The sequence below is a fragment of the Variovorax sp. PDC80 genome (assembly GCF_900115375.1).
Classification (GTDB): Bacteria; Pseudomonadota; Gammaproteobacteria; order Burkholderiales; family Burkholderiaceae_C; genus Variovorax.
Window position 1 is genome coordinate 47,424 of record NZ_FOWG01000019.1, and the last position, 22,019, is coordinate 69,442.

Genomic DNA, 22,019 nt, shown 5'->3' on the forward strand with positions numbered 1-22,019 from the left:
CAGGGCCCGCAGACCGCTCAGAGCTGCCGGCTGCGCGCCAGCGGCGGGTTCTGCGCGAAATAGCGCTGGATGCCGCGCATCAGCGCATCGGCCAGGTCTTCCTGGTACTGCACGCGGCGCAGGTTGGCTTCTTCCTCGGGGTTGCTGATGAAGGCGGTCTCGACCAGCACGCTCGGGATGTCGGGTGCCTTCAGCACCGCGAAGCCGGCCTGCTCGACCTGGCCCTTGTGCAACCGCGCGCCGATGCCCTTGATCTCGCCGAGCATCGCGCCGCCGAGCTTGAGGCTGTCGTTGATCTGCGCGGTGGTGCTCATGTCGAGCAGCGCGCGCTGCACCTGCGCCTCGTGGTTGCCGACGTTCACGCCGCCGACCTTGTCGGCGTCGTTCTCCTTGTTGGCGAGCCAGCGCGCGGCGCTGCTCGAGGCCCCACTCTGGCTCAGCGCGAACACGCTGGCGCCGCGCGCGGCCGGCGTGGTGAAGGCATCGGCATGGATGCTCACGAACAGGTCGGCCTGCACGCGCCGCGCCTTCTGCACGCGCACGCCCAGCGGCACGAAGAAGTCGGCATCGCGCGTGAGGAAGGCGCGCATCGGGTTGCCGTTGATGCTGCTGGCGTTGATGCGGTCGCGCAGGCGGAACGCGACCTGCAACACGATGTCTTTTTCGCGCGTGCCGGCCGGGCCGATGGCGCCGGGGTCCTCGCCGCCATGGCCGGGATCGAGCGCGACGATGATGATGCGGTCGGTGCGGCTGGTGGTGGCGCCGCCGCGCGCGACCGCCACCGGCGGCGGCGGAGTCACGGGGCGGGGCGCGGCCGCGGGCGGGCTCGGCGGCATCGGCAGCGGGCGGTTCTCCGCGACTACCGGCGGCGGCGTCGCGGGGCCGGGCCGCATCGACTGCTGCGCCATGAGATCGCCCAGCGGATCCTGTACGGGAGGCGGCGCGGTCGCGACGACGGGCGGGCGCGCGGGCGGCGCGACCGGCGTGGGCGCTGGGCGCGGGGCCGGCACGTTGGGCGAGGGCCGCACGAGGATCGGCGGGCCGCCATCGGGTGCCAGGCCCGAGGGTGGCGTCGCGGGCGGCGGCACCGCGGGGGCGCTGGCCACCGAGGTGTCGTTGCTGCCGCTGGTGCGCGGGGCGTCGCGCAGGCGCTCGGTGATCAGCGCCTCCATCGGGTCGATGGCCTTCTCGGGATAGAGGTCGAGCACCAGCCGGTGCTTGTAGGCGGCGATGGGCGCCAGCGAGAACACCTGCGGCGCCACGGTCTGCTTGAGGTCGAACACGATGCGCACCACCTTCGGTGCGTTCTGTCCCACGCGCAGGCCGTTGATGTAGGGGTCGCCGGGCTTGATCTTGCCGACCAGCTCGCGCAGCTCGCTGCTGAGGTCGATGCCCTCGATGTCGACCGCGAGCCGTGGCGGGTTGCCGACCACGAGCTGCTGCGAATGCAGGCGCACGTCGGACTCGATGGTCACGCGCGTGTAGTCGGCCGCGGGCCAGACGCGCACCGCGAGGATGCTGGCGCCGCGCGCGATCTGATGGACGCCGAGCACCAGCGCGAGGCTGCCGCCCTGCAGCAGCACGCGCCGCTTGAGGCCGCCCGCCTTCATGCGGCGGCGTGGGACAGCAGGTCGCCGCCGCGAGGTGTGTTCGCCAGGAGTGTCACGCTGCGTGTGTCGTCGGTCATTGCTTCGATTTTAATAGCTAGGTCCGCAATTGGAGTGCGCCCCGCCGCGTTTTCGGGCCATTCCGCCAGCTTGAGGCCCGGGCCCGCGAAGATGTCACGGAAGCCCGCGTCCTCCCATTCGCGCGGATCGCTGAAGCGGTAGAAGTCGAAGTGGAAGATCGCGAGGCCGTCGGGCGCCTCGTGCGGCTCGACCACTGCATAGGTCGGGCTCTTGATGCGCCCCGTGATGCCGAGCGCGCGCAGCAGGTGCCGCACGAAGGTGGTCTTGCCGGCCCCGAGGTCGCCGCGCAGTTCGACGAAGGCATCGCGCAGGGCGGGGGAGGCCGCGAGCGAGCGAGCGAAGGCCTCGGTGTCGGCCTCGTCGCGCCAGCGCATTTCTACAATCGGCAAGTGATCGTCAGCAGCCATCCACTCGTTGTGCGTATTCAGGCCTTGGCCCGGGAACTCGGATTCTCCCAAATCGGAATCGCGGGCGTCGATCTGTCGAGCGCCGAGGACGGTCTGATGCAATGGCTGGCCCATGGGTTCCATGGCGAGATGGATTACATGGCCGCGCACGGCACGCGGCGCGCGCGGCCCGCCGAGCTGGTGCCCGGCACCGTGAGCGTGATCACCGCGCGCATGGACTACCTGCCGCGCGACACCGATCCCGACTGGCAGGCGATCGAGTTCGAACGCCTGCGCCGGCCCGGCGAAGCGATCGTCTCGGTGTATGCGCGCGGCCGCGACTATCACAAGGTGCTGCGCAACCGGCTCGCGAAACTGGCCGAGCGCATCGCGCAGGAGGTCGGGCCTTTCGGGCATCGGGCCTTCACCGATTCGGCGCCGGTGCTCGAGGCCGAGCTGGCCTCGCGCAGCGGGCAGGGCTGGCGCGGCAAGCACACGCTGGTGCTCGATCGCAACGCGGGCTCGATGTTCTTTCTCGGCGAGATCTATGTCGACATGGTCCTGCCCGAGAGCGAGCCGGTGAGCTCGCACTGCGGCAGCTGCAGCGCCTGCATCGACGTGTGCCCGACGCAGGCGATCGTGGCGCCGCGGCGGCTCGATGCGCGGCGGTGCATCTCCTACCTCACGATCGAGCATGGGGGAGCGATCCCGATCGAGCTGCGGGCGTTGATGGGCAACCGGATCTATGGCTGCGATGACTGCCAGCTGATCTGTCCGTGGAACAAGTTCGCGAAGAAGAGTTCGTTGCCGGACTTCGATGCGAGGGAAGGGTTGACGGGGCGCGGCCTGGCCGAGTTGTTTGCCTGGACCGAGGAAGAGTTCCTGCGCAGGACCGAGGGGAGTCCGATCCGGCGGATCGGCCACGAGCGGTGGCTGCGGAACATCGCGGTGGCCCTGGGGAATGCGCTGAGGGCTGGCGAGGAGGGGGCTCGCGAGGCCCTGGTGTCCCGCAAGGACGACGCCAGTGCCCTGGTTCGGGAGCACGTGGAGTGGGCCTTGGGGGCCGTTGCTCCCGAATAGTTTTTTTGGAGATTGGCCGGCTGCGCTCGACCTCGGTGTCCGTCAGTCGGCTTCGCGCGCAACGGCGATGGCAGGCTGTCGGGCCAGCTCGATGAAGGCCCGCACGTAGTCGATGGCGGTGTCCGCCTCGCGTGCCCCGAGGAAGATCTGCTTGGCGATGCCGCGCGGGCCGAGCCGCACCGGCACCACGTCCATCTTCTGCGCGTATTCCTCGACCAGCCAGCGCGGCAGCGCTGCCACGCCGCGGCCGCTGGCCACCATCTGCAGCATGATGTCGGTGGTTTCGATGGCCTTGTGGCGCTTGGGCGTGACACCGGCCGGCAACAGGAAGTGGTTGTAGATGTCCAGGCGCTCGACGTCCACGGGATAGCTGATGAGCACCTCCTCGGTCAGTTGCCGGGGCTTCACGTAAGGCGCCGAAGCCAGCGCATGGCCCCTGGCCACGACCAGCACCTGCTCGTAGTCGAACACGGGCTCGAACTTCAGGCCCGGCTTGTAGAGCGGGTCGGGCGTGACCAGCAGGTCGATCTCGTAGCCGAAGAGCGCGCCGATCCCGCCGAACTGGAATTTCTGCTTCACGTCCACGTCCACGTCGGGCCATGCGGCCAGATAGGGTGACACCACCTTGAGCAGCCACTGGTAGCAGGGGTGGCATTCCATGCCGATGCGCAGCGCGCCGCGCTCGCCCTGCGCGAACTGGCCCAGGCGCTCCTCGGCCAGGTCCAGTTGCGGCAGCACGCGGTTCGCCACCGCCAGCAGGTACTGGCCGGCCTGCGTCAGGCGCAGGCTTCGGCCTTCGCGCAGCCAGATGTCGGTACCCAGTTGCTGCTCCAGCTTCTTCATGCTGTGGCTCAAGGCCGACTGGGTCAGGTTCAGCACGCCCGCGGCGGCCGTCAGCGAGCCTTGCTGTTCGACCTGCCGAACGATGCTGAGGTGGAGGCGTTCAAGCATTCACATGACTCCCGCTCATGGATTGTTGAAATAAAACCATTTTACGTCATCGATTCCCCTGGCTAGCATCCAGCCAGATGAAAGAAGAAATGACACGTCCACTCCGTCTCGTCGCTGTTTCCGGCGGACTGCAACGCCCATCGAAGTCCGCCGCGCTGGCGGAGCACCTGCTGGACCTGATCGCCGACGCGTTCCCTTGCGAACAGCGCCTGATCGAACTCGGCCCCCTCGCACCGCAGTGCGCCGGTGCGGTCTGGCGCTCCCAACTGCCCGAAACGGTGGAGCGAGAACTGGCGGCGATCGAGCAGGCCGACGTGCTGGTGGTTGCAACGCCGGTCTATCGCGGCTCGTACACGGGACTGTTCAAGCACTTCTTCGACTTCGTCGATCAGGACGCCCTGATCGACAAGCCCGTGCTGTTGGCCGCCACCGGCGGCAGCGAGCGCCATGCGCTGGTGATCGACCACCAGCTGCGACCGTTGTTCAGCTTCTTTCAGGCGCGCACATTGCCCCTGGGTGTCTACGCGACCGACAACGATTTCGTCGACCACCGCCTGCGGAGCCAGGCCCTCATCGAGCGGGCGAGGCTGGCGGTCCAGCGGGCCTTGCCATTGCTCGAATTGCCGCGCCTCACCTCTCCCCTCGCGGTTGAGGAAGCGGCTCTGGCCTGAAGCCGGAATTCGTCTTCTCTCTCAAAAAAACCAGATCGCTGAATTCCAATGAACAAAGAACTCACCTTCAACCTCAAGAGCATCCGTTTCGATGAGAACTACCAGCCATCGGACAGCACGCGCATCACCACCAACTTCGCCAACCTGGCCCGGGGAACGAGCCGGCAGCAGAACCTGCGCAACACCTTGAGGATGATCGACAACCGCTTCAACGACCTGGCGCACTGGGACAACCCGACGGGAGATCGCTACACCGTCGAGCTCGAGATCATCTCCGTGGAGATGAGCCTGGATGCCGAGAGCGGCAATGCCTCGTTCCCGCTGATCGAGATACTGAAGACCTGCATCCTCGACAAGAAGACGAACAAGCGCATCGACGGCATCGCGGGGAACAATTTTTCTTCCTACGTGCGCGACTACGACTTCAGCGTGCTGCTTCCGGAATACAACGCCCATCGGGCTGAATTCGGCACGCCGGAGGATTTCGGCGACCTGCACGGAAAGCTGTTCCAGCAGTTCGCCAACTCGCGCATCTACAAGGAGCGTTTCGGCAAGCCGCCTGTCATCTGCATCAGCGCCTCGACCAGCAAGACCTATCAAAGGACCGGAAACCAGCATCCGGTACTGGGTGCCGAGTACCAGCAGAACGAGCTGTCCTCGACCGACCAGTACTTCGCCAAGATGGGGATGCAGGTTCGCTTCTTCATGCCGCCCAATGGCGTGGCGCCCCTGGCTTTCTACTTCCATGGCGACCTGCTGGGCGACTACACGAGCCTCGAGCTGATCGGCACCATCAGCACGATGGAAACCTTCCAGAAGATCTATCGCCCCGAGATCTACAACGCCAATTCCTCGGCCGGAACAATCTACAGCCCGAGCCTGAAGAACCAGGACTACTCGTTGACGCAGATCGTCTACGACCGGGAAGAACGCAGCCAGCTGGCGGTCAAGCAGGGGAAGTTCGCGGAGGAGCATTTCATCAAGCCCTACAGGAACGTTCTCGCGCAGTGGGTTGCCGATTGCGTTGTCTGACCCCCATCCCCATGCCATCGAGCGGCTGCGCGGCCCGACAGGCCCCGCAGTACGCTCGCCATCCCGTCTTCGCTTGAAAAGGAAAATCCAGATGTTCGAAACCTCCATCGCCGGCAGCCTGCCGAAGCCAGCCTGGCTGGCTGAAACCAACAAGCTGTGGCCTCAATGGGCGGCCGAAGGCGATGCGCTGCGCCAAGCCAAGGCCGACGCGACCCTGCTGTGGATCAAGGCCCAGGAGGACGCGGGCCTGGACATCGTGTGCGACGGCGAGCAATCGCGCCAGCACTTCGTGCACGGCTTCCTCGAGCAGGTCGAGGGCATCGACTTCGAGCACAAGGTGAAGATGGGCATCCGCGACAACCGCTACGACGCGATGGTGCCGCAGGTGGTCTCCGCCCTGCGCCTGAAGGGCCGCGTGCATGCCTTCGAGGCGCAGCTGGCGCGTGCGCACACGAAGAAGAAGCTCAAGTTCACCCTGCCGGGCCCGATGACCATCGTCGACACCGTCGCCGATCGTTTCTACGGCGACAAGGTCAAGATGGCCTTCGCCTTCGCCGAGTTGCTCAACCAGGAGGCCCTGGCGCTGCAGGCCGATGGCGTGGACATCATCCAGTTCGACGAGCCCGCCTTCAATGTCTACATGAAGGAGGCCGCCGACTGGGGCGTGCAGGCGCTAGAGCGCGCGGCGCAGGGCCTGACCTGTACGACGGCCGTGCATATCTGCTACGGCTATGGCATCAAGGCCAACACGGACTGGAAGAGCACCCTGGGCGAAGAATGGCGCCAGTACGAGCTGGTGTTCCCCGCCCTCGCCAAGAGCCGAATCGATCAGGTGAGCCTGGAATGCATCCACTCCCATGTGCCGCCCGACCTGATGAGCCTGTTGGCCGGCAAGGACGTGATGGTCGGCGTGATCGATGTGGCCAGCGAAGCGATCGAGACCCCCGAGGAAGTGGCCGACACCATCGGCCGCGCCCTGGAGTTCGTTCCGAAGGAGCGCCTGTTCCCGTGCACGAACTGCGGCCTGGCCCCGATGGGCAGGGACGTCGCATGGCGCAAGCTCAAAGCCCTCGCAGAAGGCACCAAGCTGGCCAAGGAGCGGCTAGCCACGGCGTAACACCGAACAGCAGGACGCGCCACACAACGACACCCCACACGAGGACGCGCCACGGCGCGTTGACCCTCATCCCCTCTGGCTGTGCCGAGGAGCGCAGGAGAAAGCGGGATCAGGGCCGCAGCTGTCTGAGCGAAGCGAGTTCTGCGGACCCCCGCTTTCTCCGAGCACCGCAGGTTGCCCGTAGCGAAGCGGAGGGACACAGACAGCGGGGTCGCCTTCTCTTTGGTTACTTTCTCTTGGCGAGACAAGAGAAAGTGACTCGCCCGCCGGGGCGAGACCCGGCCAACGGCCTCCGCACGACCAATAAAAAAATCAAGAAAACACCGGTCGAAGCATTCAACGAGGCAGCGCCAAAGCAAACGGCAAACTAACCACCCCCAACACCGTAGACATAGTCACCAACCCCGCCACAAACGCCCCGTTGTACCCCATCCTCTGCGCCAACACATAAGCACTCGAAGCCGTAGGAACCGCAGAAAAAGCCATCAACACCGAAGCCTGCGCCGCATCCAGCCGCAACCACCGCGCCAGCCCCCAAGCCACCAGCGGCAAGATGAAGTGCCGAATCGAAAGCACCGAAGCGGCCAGCACCTTCCCCCGCCCCAACGTAGCAAACTGCATCCCCGCCCCTGCCGCCAGCAGCCCGAGCGCCAACGAAGCCGCCCCGATCCGCGACAAGGTCGGCGTGAGCCAGCCAGGGACCGTGAACCCCAGCACATTCGCCAGCAACCCCGCCACCGTCGCCACGATCAGCGGATTGCGCACCAGCTGCCGCGCGAACCCGGTCTGCGCATGCCGCGTCATCGGCCACACCGCCGCGATGTTCATCATCGGCACGCACACCCCGATCAGCACCGCGATCAGCAGCAGGCCTTCGGGTCCCGCGAGCCGCTCGGCCATCGCGAGGCAGATGAAGGAGTTGAAGCGAAACGCGACCTGCACGCTCGCCGCATGGTCGCGCCGGTCGAGGTGCGAGCCGATGCCCGGCACCCAGGGCAGGGCATAGGCCAGCGCCACGCCGCAGAGGCTCACGCCCACACCGGCCATCAGCAGGCTCGAGGTCGCACCGAAATCGAGCGGGCTGCGTACGATCGAATGGAACAGCAGCGTGGGAAAAAGAAAGTAGTAGACGAGGCTCTCGACCTGGTCCCAGACCTTGCGGTCCAGCGCGGTGTAGCGGCACAGGAGCCAGCCGATGGCGATCAGGGAGAAGTCGGGGAAAAGCAGCTGCGCGTAGTTCACCGCGCCGAGCATAAACCGCCCAAACCATGGGTATTCCACAGCCCGGGTCGCAGCGACGAGCCGCTAGCATCGCTGCTTTCGCAATTTTCGTCCCCATCGTTCAAGGAGTAATCGATGCAACGTCGTCAATGGAGTGCCTTCGTCGGTGCCGCCGCGCTGGTCGCGGTCGCGGGCCCGGCCTTCGCCCAGGGCTATCCCAACAAGCCGGTCGAACTGAGCGTTCCCTTCGCCCCGGGTGGCACGACGGACATCGTGGCGCGCGTGGTGGCCGATCCGCTGGGCAAGGTGCTGGGCCAGCCGGTGGTGGTGATCAACCGGGCCGGCGGCGGCGGCATCGTGGGCGCGGCCGAAACGGCGCGCTCGGCGCCCGACGGCTACAAGCTCGGCGTGGCCACGGTGTCGAGCACCGCGGCCAACCCGGCCATCAACCCGAAGACGCCGTACGACCCGATCAACGACTTCACGCCGATCATCAACATCGCGGCCACGCCGAACATCATCGCGGTCAACCCGAGCTTCCCGGCGAAGAACTACGCCGAGTTCGTGGCCGAACTCAAGAAGAACCCCGGCAAGTACTCGTACGCCTCGTCGGGCACGGGCGGCATCGGCCACCTGCTGATGGAGCTCTACAAGAGCCTCACCAACACCTTCGTCACGCACATCCCGTACCGCGGCGCGGGCCCGGCGCTCAACGACGTGGTGGCCGGCCAGGTGCCGATCATGTTCGACAACATCCCCTCGGCCATGCCCTTCATCCAGAGCGGCCGCCTGATCCCGATCGTGGTGTCGGCGCCGCAGCGCCTGGCCGCGCTGCCGAACGTGCCGACCTTCAAGGAAGTCGGCCTCGAGCCGGTCAACCGCATGGCCTACTACGGCATCCTGGGCCCGAAGGGCCTGCCGAAGGAAGTGGTCGACAAGATCAGCGCCGGCGTGAAGAAGGCGGTGGAAGATCCGGCCGTGAAGAAGCGCATCGAGGACACCGGCTCGCTGATCGTGGCCAACACGCCCGAGCAGTTCTCGGCCCAGATCAAGGCCGAGTACGAGGTCTACAAGGATGTCGTGGCCAAGCAGAAGCTCAAGCTCGACTGATCCTGCCCGATCCCGAAGGGGCCGTTCCCTGCAGAGGGAGCGGCCTTTTTTCATGGCCATCGCCATGGTTGTCGCCCAGGCTCGGCGTGGGGCCCGCGCTTTTTGCTATCTTGCCCACCCATGACCGAGGCCGCCGCCGCACCCACCCCCGACATCGACGAATTCATCGACGCCCTCTGGCTCGAGGACGGCCTGTCGAAGAACACGCTCGCCGCCTACCGGCGCGACCTCGCGCTGTTCGCGCACTGGCTCGACCAGCAACGCGGCGGCATGAAGCTCGGCGCGGCGCAGGAGGCCGACCTGCAGGCCTACATGGGCGTGCGGCTGTCGGCCAAGGGCAAGGCGACCTCGGCCAACCGGCGGCTCACGGTGTTCAAGCGCTACTACCGCTGGGCGCTGCGCGAGCGCCGCATCGTGGCCGACCCCAGCCTGCGGCTGATGCCGGCGCGCCAGATGCCGCGCGCGATCAAGCTGCTGTCGGAGAAGCAGGTCGACGACCTGCTCGGCGCGCCGGACGTCGACACGCCGCTGGGCCTGCGCGACCGCGCGATGCTCGAGCTGATGTATGCGAGCGGGCTGCGCGTGAGCGAGCTGGTGTCGCTCAAGGTGATCGACATCAGCCTCAACGACGGCGTGCTGCGCGTGCTCGGCAAGGGCAGCAAGGAGCGCCTCGTGCCCTTCGGCGGCGAGGCGCGGCGCTGGATCGAGCGCTACATCGAGGAGTCGCGCCCCGTGATCCTCGACGGCCAGCAGACGCCCGACCTGTTCGTGACCGCGCGCGGCGCGGGCATGACGCGCGTGATGTTCTGGGTCATCGTGAAGAAGCAGGCGGCCGCGGCCGGTATCCACGTGCCGCTGTCGCCGCACACGCTGCGCCATGCCTTCGCGACCCACCTGCTGAACCACGGCGCCGACCTGCGCGCGGTGCAGATGCTGCTGGGCCACGCCGACATCTCGACCACCACCATCTACACCCACGTGGCGCGCGAGCGGCTCAAGCAGCTGCACGCGCAGCACCACCCGCGCGGCTGAGTCCGCCGGTCAGTGGCTCCTGCGGCGCCGGCCCTCGGGCGCGGCCGACAGAGCGGGCGAGAGCGTGTCGAAGAAGGCGCTGACCATGCGCATGTCGCGCCGCTCGGCCAGGCACAGCGCATGGGCCGAGGTGAAGATCTCGGTGTCGCTGATCGCCACGCGGTGCAGGTCGGGCGCGGGCACGTACTCGACCTCCGACACCGCGGCGATGCCCAGGCCCTGCAGCACGGCTTCGCGGATCACCTCGCGGCTGCCGATCTCCATCACCACGTCGGTCCGGATGCGCGCCTTGTCGAGCGCGAGCTCGAGCGCCTTGCGCGTGGTCGAGCCCTGCTCGCGCATGATCAGCCGTTCGCCCTCGAGCTCGGCCAGCCGGATCGCGCGGCGGCGCGCGAAGCGGTGCGAGGAGGGCACGAAGACCACCACCGGCTGCTTCATGAAGGGCACAGCGAGGAAGCGCTCGTCGCGCACCATCTGCGCGAGCACGCCCACGTCGGCGCTGTAGTCGAGCAGCTGGTTCAGCACGTCCTGCGAGTTGCCGGTGCTCACCGTCACCTTGATGCCGGGATAGCGCTGGTTGAAGTCGACCAGCATCTTCGTCACGTGATAGGGCCCGACGGCCGCCACGCGCAGGTGGCCGGTGCGCAGCTCGCCTGCGTCGCCCAGCAGGTTCACGGCGTCGGCCTCGAGGCTGAAGATCTGCTGCGCGAGCTGCATCAGCTGCTCGCCCATCACCGTGAGCTGCACGCGCCGGCCGCGGCGGTGGAACAGCTCGACCTTGTAGGCCTCCTCGAGAAAGCGCACCTGCGTCGTGATGGTGGGCTGGCTCACGTGCAGGCTCTCGGCGGCGCGCGTGAAGCTGCCTTCGCGGGCCACTGCGAAGAAGGAACGAAGCTGGGTCAGGCGCATGCGGTGGCTCCGGAAAAAGCGGAATTCTCGATGAATCCGACTATAGGTTCATTGAATACATCGACGAAAAAATTTGAATTGGATCGATGAATGGGCCGGTGATGTACTCGCCGCCAGGCGCTCCAGGTCGGCACCCAAAAGACGACCGGAATGCCACGAATCCCCGGGCCGCCACGACGGCGGCGCGGGGGACCGGAACCGCAGAAGACTGGAGACACAGATGATGAAACGCAGAAGCTTGCTGTTCGGAGCTGCCGCCGGCGTGGGCGCGGCCTTCCTTTCACCGGCGCGGGCGCAGCAGGCGCTCACGGTCGGGCTGATTCCTTCCGAGGATTCGCGCGCGATGATCGCCAACAGCCAGCGCATGATGGACATGCTGGCCCAGGGCCTCGGCATGCCGGTCAAGCCCTTCGTGGCGGCCGACTACAACGGCGTGATCGAGGCGCTGCGCTCCAAGCGGCTCGACGTGGCCTACCTCGGCCCGTTCTCGTACGTGCTGGGCACCACGGTGGCCGACATCGAGGCCTTCGCGGTCGCCGAGACCAAGAAGGCCGGCCGCACCTTCTATTACAGCCAGGTGGTGGCCCACAAGGACAGCGGCATCAAGAGCGTGAAGGACCTGAAGGGCCGCACCTTCGCCTTCGTCGACCCCAGCTCCACCTCGGGCCACCTGTTCCCCAAGGCCGGGCTGATGAAGGCCGGCTTCGATCCCGACAAGGACTTCGGCCGCGTGATCTTCTCGGGCTCGCACGACTCGAGCGCGATCGCGGTGCAGAACCGCAAGGTCGACGCGGCCGCCATCGCCGACCGCATCCTCGACGCCGCGGTGGCGAAGGGGCTGGTCAAGCGCGAGGACCTGGTCGAGGTCTGGCGCTCGGATCCGATCCCCGAATCGCCCACGGTCTGGCGCAAGGACCTCGGCGCGGATCTCAAGCAGCGCGTGCAGGCGGCCTTCCTGCAGGTGAAGGACATCCCCTGGTCCGACCAGGGCCTGCTCAACGGCTTCCATCCGACCAACGACGCGGCCTACAACGTGATCCGCGACACGGCCAAGATCCTGAAGCTCGACCTGGGGAAGATGAAATGATCGAGATCCGCGGCCTTTGCAAGCGCTACGGCGACTTCACCGCGCTCAACCAGGTCGACCTCGCGGTCGGCAAGGGCGAGTTCGTCGTCATCCTCGGTGCCTCGGGCGCCGGCAAGTCCACCCTGCTTCGCTGCATCAACCAGCTCGCCGAGCCCACGCAGGGCGAGGTGCGGGTGGACGGCGCGCCCGTGCGGCGCGATCGCGCGGGGCTGCGCCGCGTACGCCGCGACGTGGCGATGATCTTCCAGCACTACAACGTGGTGCCGCGCCTGTCGGTGCTGAAGAACGTGCTGACCGGGCGCCTGGGCTCGATGCCGGCGCTGGCCTCGTGGTTCCAGGTCTTTCCGGCGCGCGACATCGCGATCGCGCGCGAATGCCTGCGCCGCGTCGAGCTCGACCACAAGGCCGACCTGCGCACCGACACGCTCTCGGGCGGCCAGAAGCAGCGCGTGGGCATCGCGCGGGCGCTGGCGCAGCGGCCCAAGGTGATCCTGGCCGACGAGCCCGTGGCCAGCCTCGATCCGAAGACCTCGCGCAAGGTGCTGAACTACCTGCGGCAGGCCAGCCGCGAGGACGGCATCACCGTGATCTGCAACCTGCACCAGGTCGACTACGCGCGCGAGTTCGCGCAGCGTGTGATCGGCGTGGCGGGCGGGCGCGTGGTGTTCGAGGGCCGGCCCGATGAGCTCACGGACGAGGTGCTGCAGCGCATCTATCCGGGCGGCCTCGAGCCCGACCCCGGGGAACCGAAGGAAGACGCGGCCGTGGCCGCGGCGCACGCGCCGGCGCTGCCGCCGGTCCAGCAACTCGCCCTGGAGCAGCCATGATCGCGATCGGACGCTACAACCTGTTGATCGCCCGCAGCGGCGGCAACCCCGGCTGGTGGAAGTACCTGGTCGCCGCGGCGGCCGGGCTCGGCGTGCTCTGGTGGGCCGCGATCGGCGCGCAGGTGAGCTTCGGCGAACTCGCCAAGGGCATGCCCTGGATCGCCGACTTCCTCGGCCGCATGCTGCCGCCCAACTGGGAGTTCATGGGCAAGCTGGTGAAGCCCGCCATCGAGACGGTGCAGATCGCGCTCTGGGGCACGCTGCTGGCGGTGGTGCTCGCGGTGCCGCTGTGCTTCTTCGCGGCGCGCAACATCTCGCCGAACCCGGCGGTGTTCCATGCGATGCGGCAGGTGCTCAACATCACGCGCGGCATCAACGAGATCATCCTCGCGCTGATCTTCGTGGCGGCCGTCGGCCTCGGGCCCTTTCCCGGCGTGCTGGCGCTGGCGCTGCATGGCGCGGGCATGCTCGGCAAGTTCTTCGCCGAGTCGATCGAGGAGATCGACCAGGGGCCGATCGAGGCGCTGCGCTCCACGGGCGCGGGCCCGATCCAGACCATCGTCTTCGGCGTGATCCCGCAGGTCGTGACGGCATGGATCGGCGTCATCGTCTACCGCTTCGAGACCAACCTGCGCCAGGCCACCGTGCTGGGCATGGTGGGCGCGGGCGGCATCGGCTTCGAGCTGGTGGGCAGCATGAAGCTGTTCCAGTACCAGGACACGGCGACCTGCATCCTGGTCATCGTGGTCATGGTGATGACCGCCGACTACCTCTCGACCCGGCTGCGCGCCTGGATCCAGCAGGGCAGCCGTTCCTGAGGCCGCGCGCCGACGACCGACCCCGACCATGACCTTCCACTACTTCAACCCCGTGCAGAGCACGTACGGGGCCGGGGCCTTGTCGTCCCTGCCGAAGCTGCTCGCGGGCCGCCGCGCCGCGCTGGTGACCTTCCAGGAGGCCCGCGCGATCGGGCTGCTGGGCCGGCTCGAGGCGGTGCTCGGCGACGCGCTGGCCTGCGTGATCGACAACGTGCGGCCCAACCCCGACGTGGCCGAGCTGGCCGCGACCTACGCGCAGTTCTGGCGCGCGCATCCGCAGGTGGAGGCGATCGTGGCGGTCGGCGGCGGCAGCGTCATCGACACCGCGAAGGCGCTGATGGTGGCGGGCGAGGGCGCGCGCTTCGACGACCTGGTGGCCGGCCTGGCCGGCGAGCGGCCCTTCGTGCCGGTGCACGCCAAGATGCTGATCGCCGTGCCGACCACCGCGGGCACGGGCAGCGAGGTCACGCCCTGGGCCACGATCTGGGACCGCGGCCGGCAACGCAAGTATTCGCTGCACCTGGCGCAGACCTGGCCGCGCCATGCGCTGATCGATCCCGAGCTGATGCTGTCGCTGCCCGCGGCGGTCACGCTGCAGAGCGGGCTCGATGCGCTCTCGCATGCGCTCGAGTCGATCTGGAACGTGAATGCCAACCCGGTGTCGGACACCTTCGCGGTGACCGCGGTGCGCGACACGCTCGAGGTGCTGCCGCAGCTGATGGGGCGGCTCGACGACGTGGCGCTGCGCGGGCGCATGGCACTGGCCGCGCTGAAGGCGGGCATGGCCTTCTCCAACACCAAGACCGCGCTGGCGCACTCGATCTCCTACGAGATGACGCTGCGCTACGGCCTGCCGCACGGCATCGCCTGTTCGTTCCCGCTGCCGCTGGTGCTCGAGCGCGCGATCGGCCGGCGCGCCGATCGCGACGCGGTGCTGGCGCAGGCGCTGGGCCTGCCGCTCGCGGAGGCGCCGCGCCGGCTCGCGGCCTTCATCGAATCGCTGGGCGTGAAGACCCGCTTCGCCGACTACGGTGTGGGCGAGGACGAGGCGCGGCGGATGCTGCTGCAGGCCCTGAGCGGCGCGCGCGGGCGCAACTTCATCGGCGGCGCGATCGCGCAGGACACCGCCTGAGCGGGCGGGGCGCGGCGAATCCCGGGTCGCTCGCGGCTTGCCGCAGAATCGGCGGCTTTCGAACACGAGAGACATCGACATGAGGATCCCCCGCGTCTTCCTCGCCGGCCTCGCGCTGGCCGCGACCGCCGCCACCATCGGCCCCGCCCTGGCCCAGGGCTACCCGTCGGCCAAGCCCATCCGCCTGATCGTCGGCTATCCGCCCGGCGGCGGCATCGACTTCGCGGCGCGCACGGTGCAGGTGCCGCTGCAGGAGGCGCTCAAGCAGCAGCTGGTGGTCGACTACAAGCCCGGCGCGAGCGGCATGATCGCGGCCACCGAGCTCACGCGCCAGCCGGCCGACGGCTACACGCTGCTGCTGGCCAACACCGGGCCGTTCGCGATCGCGCCGTACCTGCAGAGCAAGCCGCCCTACGACCCCATCAAGCAGTTCACCTACATCGGCCAGATCAGCCAGGGCAGCTACATCGCGGTGACGCGGCCCGACCATCCGGCCAAGGACCTCAAGGCCTTCGTGGCCTGGGCCAAGGGCCAGCCCGGCAAGGTCAACTTCGCCTCGGGCGGCAACGGCACCTCGACGCACCTCAACGGCGAGCTGATGAACCAGGTCACGGGCCTGGACATGACGCACGTGCCCTACAAGGGCAGCGCGCCCGCGGTGCAGGACCTGATCGGCGGGCAGACGCAGATCCTGATCGACGCGGGCAGCGTGCTGCTGCCGCAGGTGAAGGGCGGCAAGCTCAAGGCGCTGGCCGTGACCGGGCCGCAGCGCGATCCGCAGCTGCCCGACGTGCCGACCGTGAAGGAGCTGGGCCTCGCAGGCATGGAGTCGGTGGGCTTCCAGGGCCTGGTGGGACCGGCGGGCATGCCCAAGGAGGTGGTGGACCGCCTGTCGGGCGAACTCGCCAAGGCGCTCGCGCAGCCGGCGATCCGCGCCAAGTTCGCCGCCGCGGGCGCCGAGGTCCATTCGCTGGGTCCGACCGAGTTCGCGGCCTTCGTGAAGGCCGACAACGAGAAATGGTCGAAGCTGATCCGCGAGCGCAAGCTGCAGCTCGACTGATGGAGGCAGACTCGAGGGCCATGACGAATCCGATGCATTCCTTCTTCTTCCCGACGCGCCGCACCGCGGTGCTCGCCTCGCTGGCCGCGGCCGGCGCCTTCCTCTGCGGCGCCGCGGCGGCCCAGACCCCGGCCGTGCCCAGGACCCTGCGGCTGATCGTGGCCTATCCGGCCGGCGGCGTCAGCGACGTGGTCGCGCGCGCCCTCGGCGACCGGCTCGCGGCGCAACTCGGCACCACGGTGGTGGTCGAGAACCGCGCGGGCGCCAGCGGCGCGATCGGCATGGACGCGGTGGCCAAGGCCGCGCCCGACGGCGCGACCCTGGGCTTCTCGGCGATCAGCCCGCTGGTGCTGAGCCCGCACCTGGGCAAGCTGCCCTTCGATCCGCTGAAGGACGTGGCGCCGGTGGCCAGCGTGATGTATTCGCCGGTGCTGCTGATCGCCACGCCCGCGAGCAAGGCGAAGGACTTCCGCGCGCTGCTCGACGATGCCAGGGCTCATCCGGGCGCGGTGCGCTGGGCCACCTCGGGGCCGGCCTCGCTGGGCCACATCGTGCTCGAGCAGCTGCGCTCGGCGGCCAACGTCGACATCACGCACGTGCCCTACAAGGGCGGCGGCCAGCAGCTCAACGATGCGCTGGGCGGGCAGTTCGAGATCCTCTCGACCAACGCCAGCCCCACGCTGGGCGCGCACATCCAGTCGGGCAAGCTGCGGCCGCTCGCGGTGGGCGCGCCGGCGCGGCTCGAGAGCCTGCCGCAGGTGCCCACGCTGGGCGAGCTGGGCTACAAGGCGGCCAACATCAACTCGCTGTTCGGCGTGTTCGCGCCGGCCGCCACCCCGCCGGCGCTGCTCGCGCGCTACAACGCCGAGATCAACAAGGCGCTGGCCAGCCCCGAGCTGCGCGCGAAGCTCACGGCCACCGACAACGTGCCCACGGGCGGCCCCGCGGCCGACTTCGCGAAAGAGATCGCCAGCGAGTTCGAGAGCAATGGCAGGATCGTGAAGGCGGCCGGCATCAAGGCCGACTGAGAACCCCACCGGCCGCGCGGGCTTGTCGCCCGCGCGATAGCCACTCCGATTTCCCTACCTTATAGTAGGTAGCCATGAGCAGCGTTTCCTCAGCAGCCCTCGCCACCGGCAGCACGCGCGACCAGATCCTGGGCGCGGCGCGCGAGCTCATCGCCACGCGCTCCTACCTGGGCTTCAGCTTCCAGGACGTGGCCGACGCGGTCGGCGTGCGCAAGGCCAGCCTCTACCACCACTTCCCGTCCAAGGAGGCGCTGGGCGTGGCCGTGCTGCGCGACGCGATCCAGGGCTTCCGCCGCTGGGACGAGGCCAAGGCCCGCACGCCGCGCGAGTCGCTCGACGCCTATTTCCGCATGTACCGCAACGGCCTGCGCGCCGGCTCGGCGGTCTGTCCCGCGGGCGCGCTGGCGCCGGGCTGGGACTGCATCAACGACGAGTTGCGCCGCACGGTGCAGGAGCTGCGCCAGATGCAGGTGCTGTGGCTGACCGGCGTGCTCGGCGCGCTGGTGTCCGAGCGCGCCCAGGGCGCCGGCGGCGCGGGCCCCGCGGCGCTCGCGGCCTATGTGTTCGCGGTCTGCCAGGGCGCGCTGATCGCGGCGCGCATGACCGGCCGCGTGGAGGATTTCGACGACGCGGTCGCGCAACTGAGGAGTTCGCTGCCCGTCTGACGCCCCGGCATCCACCCGAAGGCACGCCCTGCGTGCCTCTTTTTTGACCTGTCAGCCTACCGATTGGATGGTAGTTTTTAGGAGCACATCATGAAAGCCGTCATTTCCGCCTATGCCCGTTCGCCGTTCCATTTCGCGAAGAAGGGCGCGCTGGCCGAGGTGCGTCCCGACACGCTGGCCGCCGGCGTGGTCCGGGGCCTGCTGCAGCGCACCGACCTCGATCCCGCGCTGCTCGAGGACATCGTCCTGGGCTGCGCCTACCCCGAGGCCTCGCAGGGCAACAACCTCGCGCGCATCGTCGGCCTGCTGGCCGGCCTGCCGCACGAGGTGGGCGGCATGACGGTCAACCGCTTCTGCGGCTCGTCGATGCAGGCGGTGCACATCGCGGCTGCGCAGATCGAGGCCGGCATGGGCGAGGTCTTCCTCTGCGTGGGCGTCGAGTCGATGAGCATGGTGCCGCAGGGCGGCTTCAACTTCTCGCCGAGCCCGGAGCTGCTGGCCGACACCGATGCCTACATCTCGATGGGCGAGACCGCCGAGAACGTGGCGCAGCGCTGGAACGTGAGCCGCGCCGACCAGGAGGCGCTGGCGGTGGAGTCGCACCGCAAGGCCGCGGCCGCGCGCGAGCAGGGCCGCCTGGCCGGCGAGATCGTGCCGGTGCGCCTGGCCTCGGGCGAACTGGTCGAGGCCGATGGCTGCATCCGTCCCACCACCTCGGCCGAGGCGCTGGCCAACCTCAAGCCGGCCTTCCGTCCCGATGGCGTGGTGACGGCCGGCACCTCGTCGCCGCTGACCGACGGCGCGGCCGCGGTGCTGGTGACCAGCGATGCCTTCGCCGCGCGCCATGGCCTGAAGGCGCTGGCGCGCATCAAGTCCTTCGCCACCGTGGGCGTCGACCCGGCCATCATGGGCATCGGCCCGATCCCCGCCACGCGCAAGGCGCTGGCGCGCGCGGGCCTGACGGTGGCCGACCTTGACGTGGTCGAGATCAACGAGGCCTTCTCCTCGCAGGCGCTGGCCTGCATCCGCGACCTCGGGCTCGACCCGGCCACGGTCAACCTCGACGGCGGCGGCCTCGCTATCGGCCATCCGCTGGGCGCGACCGGCGCGCGCATCACGGGCAAGGCGGCCTCGCTGCTGGCGCGCGAGAACGGCCGCTATGCGCTGGCCACGCAGTGCATTGGCGGCGGGCAGGGCATCGCGACCATCCTCGAGCGCGTCTGAGCGCCGGCGCGACACGACGCGGCACGGTGGCGACAATGCCGCCGTGCCATCAGCGAAGGAGGAACGCACCATGACCGACACCACCGCCACCCCCCGCGCCAAGCTCTACCTCGACGACCTCGCGGTGGGCGACCGCTTCACCAGCGGCGAATACGCGCTCGACGCCGAGAAGATCAAGGCCTTCGCGTTGCAGTTCGATCCGCAGCCCTTCCACACCGACGAGGAGGCCGCCAAGCGCACCTTCTTCGGCGGCCTGGCCGCGAGCGGCTGGCACACGGCGGCCGTGACCATGCGCCTGCTGGTCGACAGCGGCATCCCGCTGGCCGACGGCATCATCGGTTCGGGCGGCGACGAGATCCGCTGGCCGCAGCCCACGCGGCCCGGCGACGTGCTGCACGTGGTCAGCGAGATCGTCGAGATCGTGCCCTCGCGTTCCAAGCCGGGCCGCGCGATGGTCCGCGTGCGCTGCGAGACGCGCAACCAGCGCGGCGAGGTGCTGCAGCACTTCTCGCCCAAGCTGGTGGTGATGAAGAAGCCCGATTGACTCCTAGGCAGCGTTGCCGCCGCCCAGCGCCTTCAGCTCCTCGTCGCTGAAGCCCGCGCGCGTGCGCGCCTCGAGGTTGAACGGCGGCTTGAGCCGCGGCGCCTCGTAGCGCGCCACGAGCCCGGGGTAGGCGGCCTCGGCGTCGATGCCCGCGCGCTCGCAGAGCCAGCGGTACCAGTGGTTGCCGATCGCCACGTGGCCCACCTCGTCGCGCAGGATGATGTCGAGGATCTCGACCGCACGCAGCGCATCGGGCGTGTTCACGCGCTTGAGCTTGGCCTGGATCAGCGGCGTGGCATCGAGCCCGCGCGCCTCGAGCGTGCGCGGCACCAGCGCCATGCGCGCGAGCACGTCGTCGCGCGTCTTCTCGCACATGCTCCACAGGCCGTCGTGGCCGGTGAAGTCGCCATAGCGCCAGCCCATGGTCTGCAGGTGCGCATGCAGCAGCGTGAAGTGCTGCGCCTCCTCGTCGGCCACGCGCAGCCAGTCCTGGTAGTAGCGCGCGGGCATGCCGTCGTAGCGCCAGGCGGCGTCGAGGGCGAGGTTGATGGCGTTGAACTCGATGTGGCAGATCGAATGGACCAGCGCCGCGCGGCCCTCGGTGTTGAACGGCGAGCGCTTGCCCACCGCCATGGCCGACACGCGCAGCGGGCGCTCGGGCCGGCCCGGTACGCCGAGCTCGTCGCCGGGCACGCGCACGGGGTCGTCTGCTATGGTTTCGCTAGCGATGTGCGTTGCCAGCGCGCGGGTTGCCGCCACTTTCTCTTCGGGGTCGGTGAGGCGCAGCGCGGCCAGGGCGCTCAATCGGGGGTGCATCCCTACAATTCTAGGTTTCACCCCTCTTTCCCTTTCCGGAGACTCCCACGATGGCCCTCTATGAACTCGACGGCGTGGCGCCGCAACTCGGCGACGGCGCCTGGGTCGCCGACAGCGCCGAGGTGATGGGGCGCGTGACGCTGGCCGAGAACGCGAACGTCTGGTTCGGCGCCGTGCTGCGCGGCGACACCGAGGCCATGACCATCGGGCGCAACAGCAACATCCAGGACCTGTCGGTGCTCCATTGCGACATCGGCTGCCCGCTGACCGTGGGCGAGAACGTCACCGTGGGCCACCAGGTCATGCTGCACGGCTGCACCATCGGCGACAACACGCTGATCGGCATGCAGGCGGTGGTCTTGAATAACGCGAAGATCGGCCGCAACTCGATCGTCGGCGCCGGTGCGCTCGTGACCGAGGGTTCGGAATTCCCCGACAACTCGATGATCCTGGGATCGCCCGCCAAGGTGGTGCGCACGCTCGACGAAGCGGCCGCCGCCAAGCTGCGCCAGGGTGCGGAGCACTACGTCAAGAACGCCCGCCGCTTTGCGGCCGGCCTGAAGAAGATCGCCTGAGCCTGCGCGCGAGGGCACCCGAAGAAAGAACCCCGTTGTGAGCGAGCTGCATAAATTCCTGTTCGATGGCCTGCCGGTGCGCGGCATGATCGTGCGCCTGACGGACGCCTGGCAGGAGATCCTCGCGCGGCGCGCCTCCAACACCGCCACCGGCGCCTATCCGCCGCCGGTGGTCGAGCTGCTCGGCGAGATGACGGCCGCGGCCACGCTGATGCAGGCCAACATCAAGTTCAACGGCGCGCTGATCCTGCAGATCTTCGGCGACGGCCCGGTGAAGGTGGCCGTGGCCGAGGTCAAGCCCGACCTGAGCCTGCGCGCCACCGCCAAGACCATCGGCGAGCTGCCGGCCGATGCGCGGCTGCCCGACATGGTCAACGTGAACAACAAGGGCCGCTGCGCGATCACGCTCGACCCCAAGGACAAGCTGCCGGGCCAGCAGCCCTACCAGGGCGTGGTGCCGCTGTTCGGCGACGAGGGCGAGAAGCTCGGCAAGCTCAGCGAGGTGCTGCAGCACTACATGCTGCAGAGCGAGCAGCTCGACACCACGTTGGTGCTGGCGGCCGACGACAAGGTGGCCGCGGGCCTGCTGATCCAGCGCCTGCCGGTCAAGGGCGAGGGCAACCTCGAGGGCACCTCGCCGGCCGATCGCGACCAGGCGAACGAGGACCAGATCGGCCGCAACGAGGACTACAACCGGATCTCGATCCTAGCCTCGACGCTCACGCGCGAGGAACTGCTTACGCTCGACGTCGAGACCATCCTGCGGCGCCTGTTCTGGGAAGAGAAGCTGCTGCGCTTCGAGCCGCAGCGCGGCATGCTGGGCCCGCACTTCGCCTGCACCTGCGGCCGCGAGCGCGTCGCGCAGATGATCCGCGGCCTCGGCGCCGAGGAGGCCGAGAGCATCCTCGCCGAGCGCGGCGACATCGAGGTGGGCTGCGACTTCTGCGGCAAGCAGTACCGCTTCGACGCGGTCGATGCGGCGCAGATCTTCCGCCCGCCGGGCGACCAGATTCCCGGCACGCCGGTGGTGCAGTAAGTCGGTGCCG

Annotated in this window: 23 protein-coding genes; 17 read left to right on the forward strand and 6 right to left on the reverse strand. The window is 68.6% G+C overall.

What is annotated here, in order from left to right:
* Nucleotides 1-17 precede the first annotated feature (17 nt).
* Nucleotides 18-1,610: an N-acetylmuramoyl-L-alanine amidase gene (locus BM109_RS37140; protein ID WP_093354576.1), complete on the reverse strand. Its 1,593-nt coding sequence runs from the start codon at nt 1,608-1,610 to the stop codon at nt 18-20.
* On the reverse strand, nt 1,607-2,095 hold the full coding sequence (tsaE, locus tag BM109_RS37145) for a tRNA (adenosine(37)-N6)-threonylcarbamoyltransferase complex ATPase subunit type 1 TsaE (protein ID WP_093354579.1): 489 nt from the start codon (nt 2,093-2,095) through the stop codon (nt 1,607-1,609). The genes BM109_RS37140 and tsaE overlap by 4 nt, the downstream gene beginning before the upstream one ends.
* Between tsaE and queG the strand changes: the two genes are divergently transcribed.
* Nucleotides 2,081-3,154, forward strand: a complete 1,074-nt coding sequence (gene queG, locus BM109_RS37150; RefSeq protein ID WP_093354800.1) for a tRNA epoxyqueuosine(34) reductase QueG — start codon at nt 2,081-2,083, stop codon at nt 3,152-3,154. The genes tsaE and queG overlap by 15 nt on opposite strands.
* Before the next feature lie 42 nt (nt 3,155-3,196).
* Here queG and BM109_RS37155 read toward each other — a convergent pair whose 3' ends face one another.
* Nucleotides 3,197-4,105 carry a LysR family transcriptional regulator gene (locus BM109_RS37155; RefSeq protein ID WP_093354582.1) on the reverse strand — a complete coding sequence of 303 codons (909 nt, stop codon included), beginning with the start codon at nt 4,103-4,105 and terminating at the stop codon, nt 3,197-3,199.
* 89 nt (nt 4,106-4,194) lie between these two features.
* Between BM109_RS37155 and msuE the strand changes: the two genes are divergently transcribed.
* The 3 genes from msuE to BM109_RS37170 all read left to right on the forward strand — a co-directional run bounded on the left by msuE (nt 4,195) and on the right by BM109_RS37170 (nt 6,925).
* A complete protein-coding gene (msuE, locus tag BM109_RS37160) occupies nt 4,195-4,776 on the forward strand; it encodes an FMN reductase (protein WP_093354584.1) in 582 nt (193 codons plus the stop codon).
* A gap of 48 nt (nt 4,777-4,824) precedes the next feature.
* Nucleotides 4,825-5,808, forward strand: a complete 984-nt coding sequence (locus BM109_RS37165; protein WP_093354587.1) for a DUF1852 domain-containing protein — start codon at nt 4,825-4,827, stop codon at nt 5,806-5,808.
* A 91-nt stretch (nt 5,809-5,899) separates the two neighbouring features.
* Complete coding sequence (locus tag BM109_RS37170) at nt 5,900-6,925, forward strand: methionine synthase (protein WP_093354589.1); 1,026 nt, start codon at nt 5,900-5,902, stop codon at nt 6,923-6,925.
* 336 nt (nt 6,926-7,261) lie between these two features.
* Here BM109_RS37170 and BM109_RS37175 read toward each other — a convergent pair whose 3' ends face one another.
* Entirely contained in the window at nt 7,262-8,179 is a 918-nt protein-coding gene (locus BM109_RS37175; RefSeq protein WP_093354593.1) for an AEC family transporter, read from the reverse strand.
* Nucleotides 8,180-8,281: 102 nt separating this feature from the next.
* Between BM109_RS37175 and BM109_RS37180 the strand changes: the two genes are divergently transcribed.
* Nucleotides 8,282-9,256: a tripartite tricarboxylate transporter substrate binding protein BugE gene (locus tag BM109_RS37180; protein ID WP_093354595.1), complete on the forward strand. Its 975-nt coding sequence runs from the start codon at nt 8,282-8,284 to the stop codon at nt 9,254-9,256.
* 120 nt (nt 9,257-9,376) lie between these two features.
* Nucleotides 9,377-10,288: a site-specific tyrosine recombinase XerD gene (xerD, locus tag BM109_RS37185; RefSeq protein ID WP_057595917.1), complete on the forward strand. Its 912-nt coding sequence runs from the start codon at nt 9,377-9,379 to the stop codon at nt 10,286-10,288.
* Nucleotides 10,289-10,297: 9 nt separating this feature from the next.
* Here the strand turns inward: xerD and BM109_RS37190 are convergent, their stop codons facing one another.
* Entirely contained in the window at nt 10,298-11,197 is a 900-nt protein-coding gene (locus tag BM109_RS37190) for a LysR substrate-binding domain-containing protein (protein ID WP_093354598.1), read from the reverse strand.
* A gap of 223 nt (nt 11,198-11,420) precedes the next feature.
* Between BM109_RS37190 and phnD the strand changes: the two genes are divergently transcribed.
* The 9 genes from phnD to BM109_RS37230 all read left to right on the forward strand — a co-directional run bounded on the left by phnD (nt 11,421) and on the right by BM109_RS37230 (nt 19,582).
* Entirely contained in the window at nt 11,421-12,284 is an 864-nt protein-coding gene (gene phnD, locus BM109_RS37195) for a phosphonate ABC transporter substrate-binding protein (protein WP_093354802.1), read from the forward strand.
* A complete protein-coding gene (gene phnC, locus BM109_RS37200) occupies nt 12,281-13,111 on the forward strand; it encodes a phosphonate ABC transporter ATP-binding protein (protein ID WP_143129333.1) in 831 nt (276 codons plus the stop codon). The genes phnD and phnC overlap by 4 nt, the downstream gene beginning before the upstream one ends.
* Nucleotides 13,108-13,929 carry a phosphonate ABC transporter, permease protein PhnE gene (gene phnE, locus BM109_RS41040; RefSeq protein WP_143129334.1) on the forward strand — a complete coding sequence of 274 codons (822 nt, stop codon included), beginning with the start codon at nt 13,108-13,110 and terminating at the stop codon, nt 13,927-13,929. Before phnC ends, phnE begins: the two co-directional genes overlap by 4 nt.
* Nucleotides 13,930-13,957: 28 nt before the next feature.
* Nucleotides 13,958-15,061 (forward strand): iron-containing alcohol dehydrogenase PsrA, encoded by a 1,104-nt coding sequence (gene psrA / locus BM109_RS37205; protein WP_093354600.1) that lies wholly within the window; start codon nt 13,958-13,960, stop codon nt 15,059-15,061.
* Between the two features lie 79 nt (nt 15,062-15,140).
* Complete coding sequence (locus BM109_RS37210) at nt 15,141-16,121, forward strand: Bug family tripartite tricarboxylate transporter substrate binding protein (protein ID WP_093354604.1); 981 nt, start codon at nt 15,141-15,143, stop codon at nt 16,119-16,121.
* Nucleotides 16,122-16,141: 20 nt separating this feature from the next.
* Complete coding sequence (locus BM109_RS37215; RefSeq protein WP_177239559.1) at nt 16,142-17,149, forward strand: Bug family tripartite tricarboxylate transporter substrate binding protein; 1,008 nt, start codon at nt 16,142-16,144, stop codon at nt 17,147-17,149.
* A gap of 74 nt (nt 17,150-17,223) precedes the next feature.
* Complete coding sequence (locus tag BM109_RS37220) at nt 17,224-17,814, forward strand: TetR/AcrR family transcriptional regulator (RefSeq protein WP_093354606.1); 591 nt, start codon at nt 17,224-17,226, stop codon at nt 17,812-17,814.
* A gap of 90 nt (nt 17,815-17,904) precedes the next feature.
* Nucleotides 17,905-19,038, forward strand: coding sequence for a thiolase family protein (locus tag BM109_RS37225; RefSeq protein WP_093354608.1), 1,134 nt, complete (start codon nt 17,905-17,907; stop codon nt 19,036-19,038).
* 70 nt (nt 19,039-19,108) lie between these two features.
* On the forward strand, nt 19,109-19,582 hold the full coding sequence (locus BM109_RS37230) for a MaoC family dehydratase (protein ID WP_093354609.1): 474 nt from the start codon (nt 19,109-19,111) through the stop codon (nt 19,580-19,582).
* 3 nt (nt 19,583-19,585) lie between these two features.
* On the opposite strand, the gene BM109_RS37235 is transcribed toward BM109_RS37230, so the two are convergent.
* The gene (locus BM109_RS37235) at nt 19,586-20,398 is read right to left on the reverse strand and encodes a ferritin-like domain-containing protein (protein WP_093354612.1); all 813 of its coding nucleotides are present in this window, start codon (nt 20,396-20,398) and stop codon (nt 19,586-19,588) included.
* A gap of 50 nt (nt 20,399-20,448) precedes the next feature.
* Between BM109_RS37235 and BM109_RS37240 the strand changes: the two genes are divergently transcribed.
* Nucleotides 20,449-20,973: a gamma carbonic anhydrase family protein gene (locus BM109_RS37240; RefSeq protein ID WP_057595925.1), complete on the forward strand. Its 525-nt coding sequence runs from the start codon at nt 20,449-20,451 to the stop codon at nt 20,971-20,973.
* Nucleotides 20,974-21,010: 37 nt separating this feature from the next.
* Nucleotides 21,011-22,009 (forward strand): Hsp33 family molecular chaperone HslO, encoded by a 999-nt coding sequence (locus BM109_RS37245; protein WP_057595926.1) that lies wholly within the window; start codon nt 21,011-21,013, stop codon nt 22,007-22,009.
* Nucleotides 22,010-22,019: the final 10 nt, after the last annotated feature.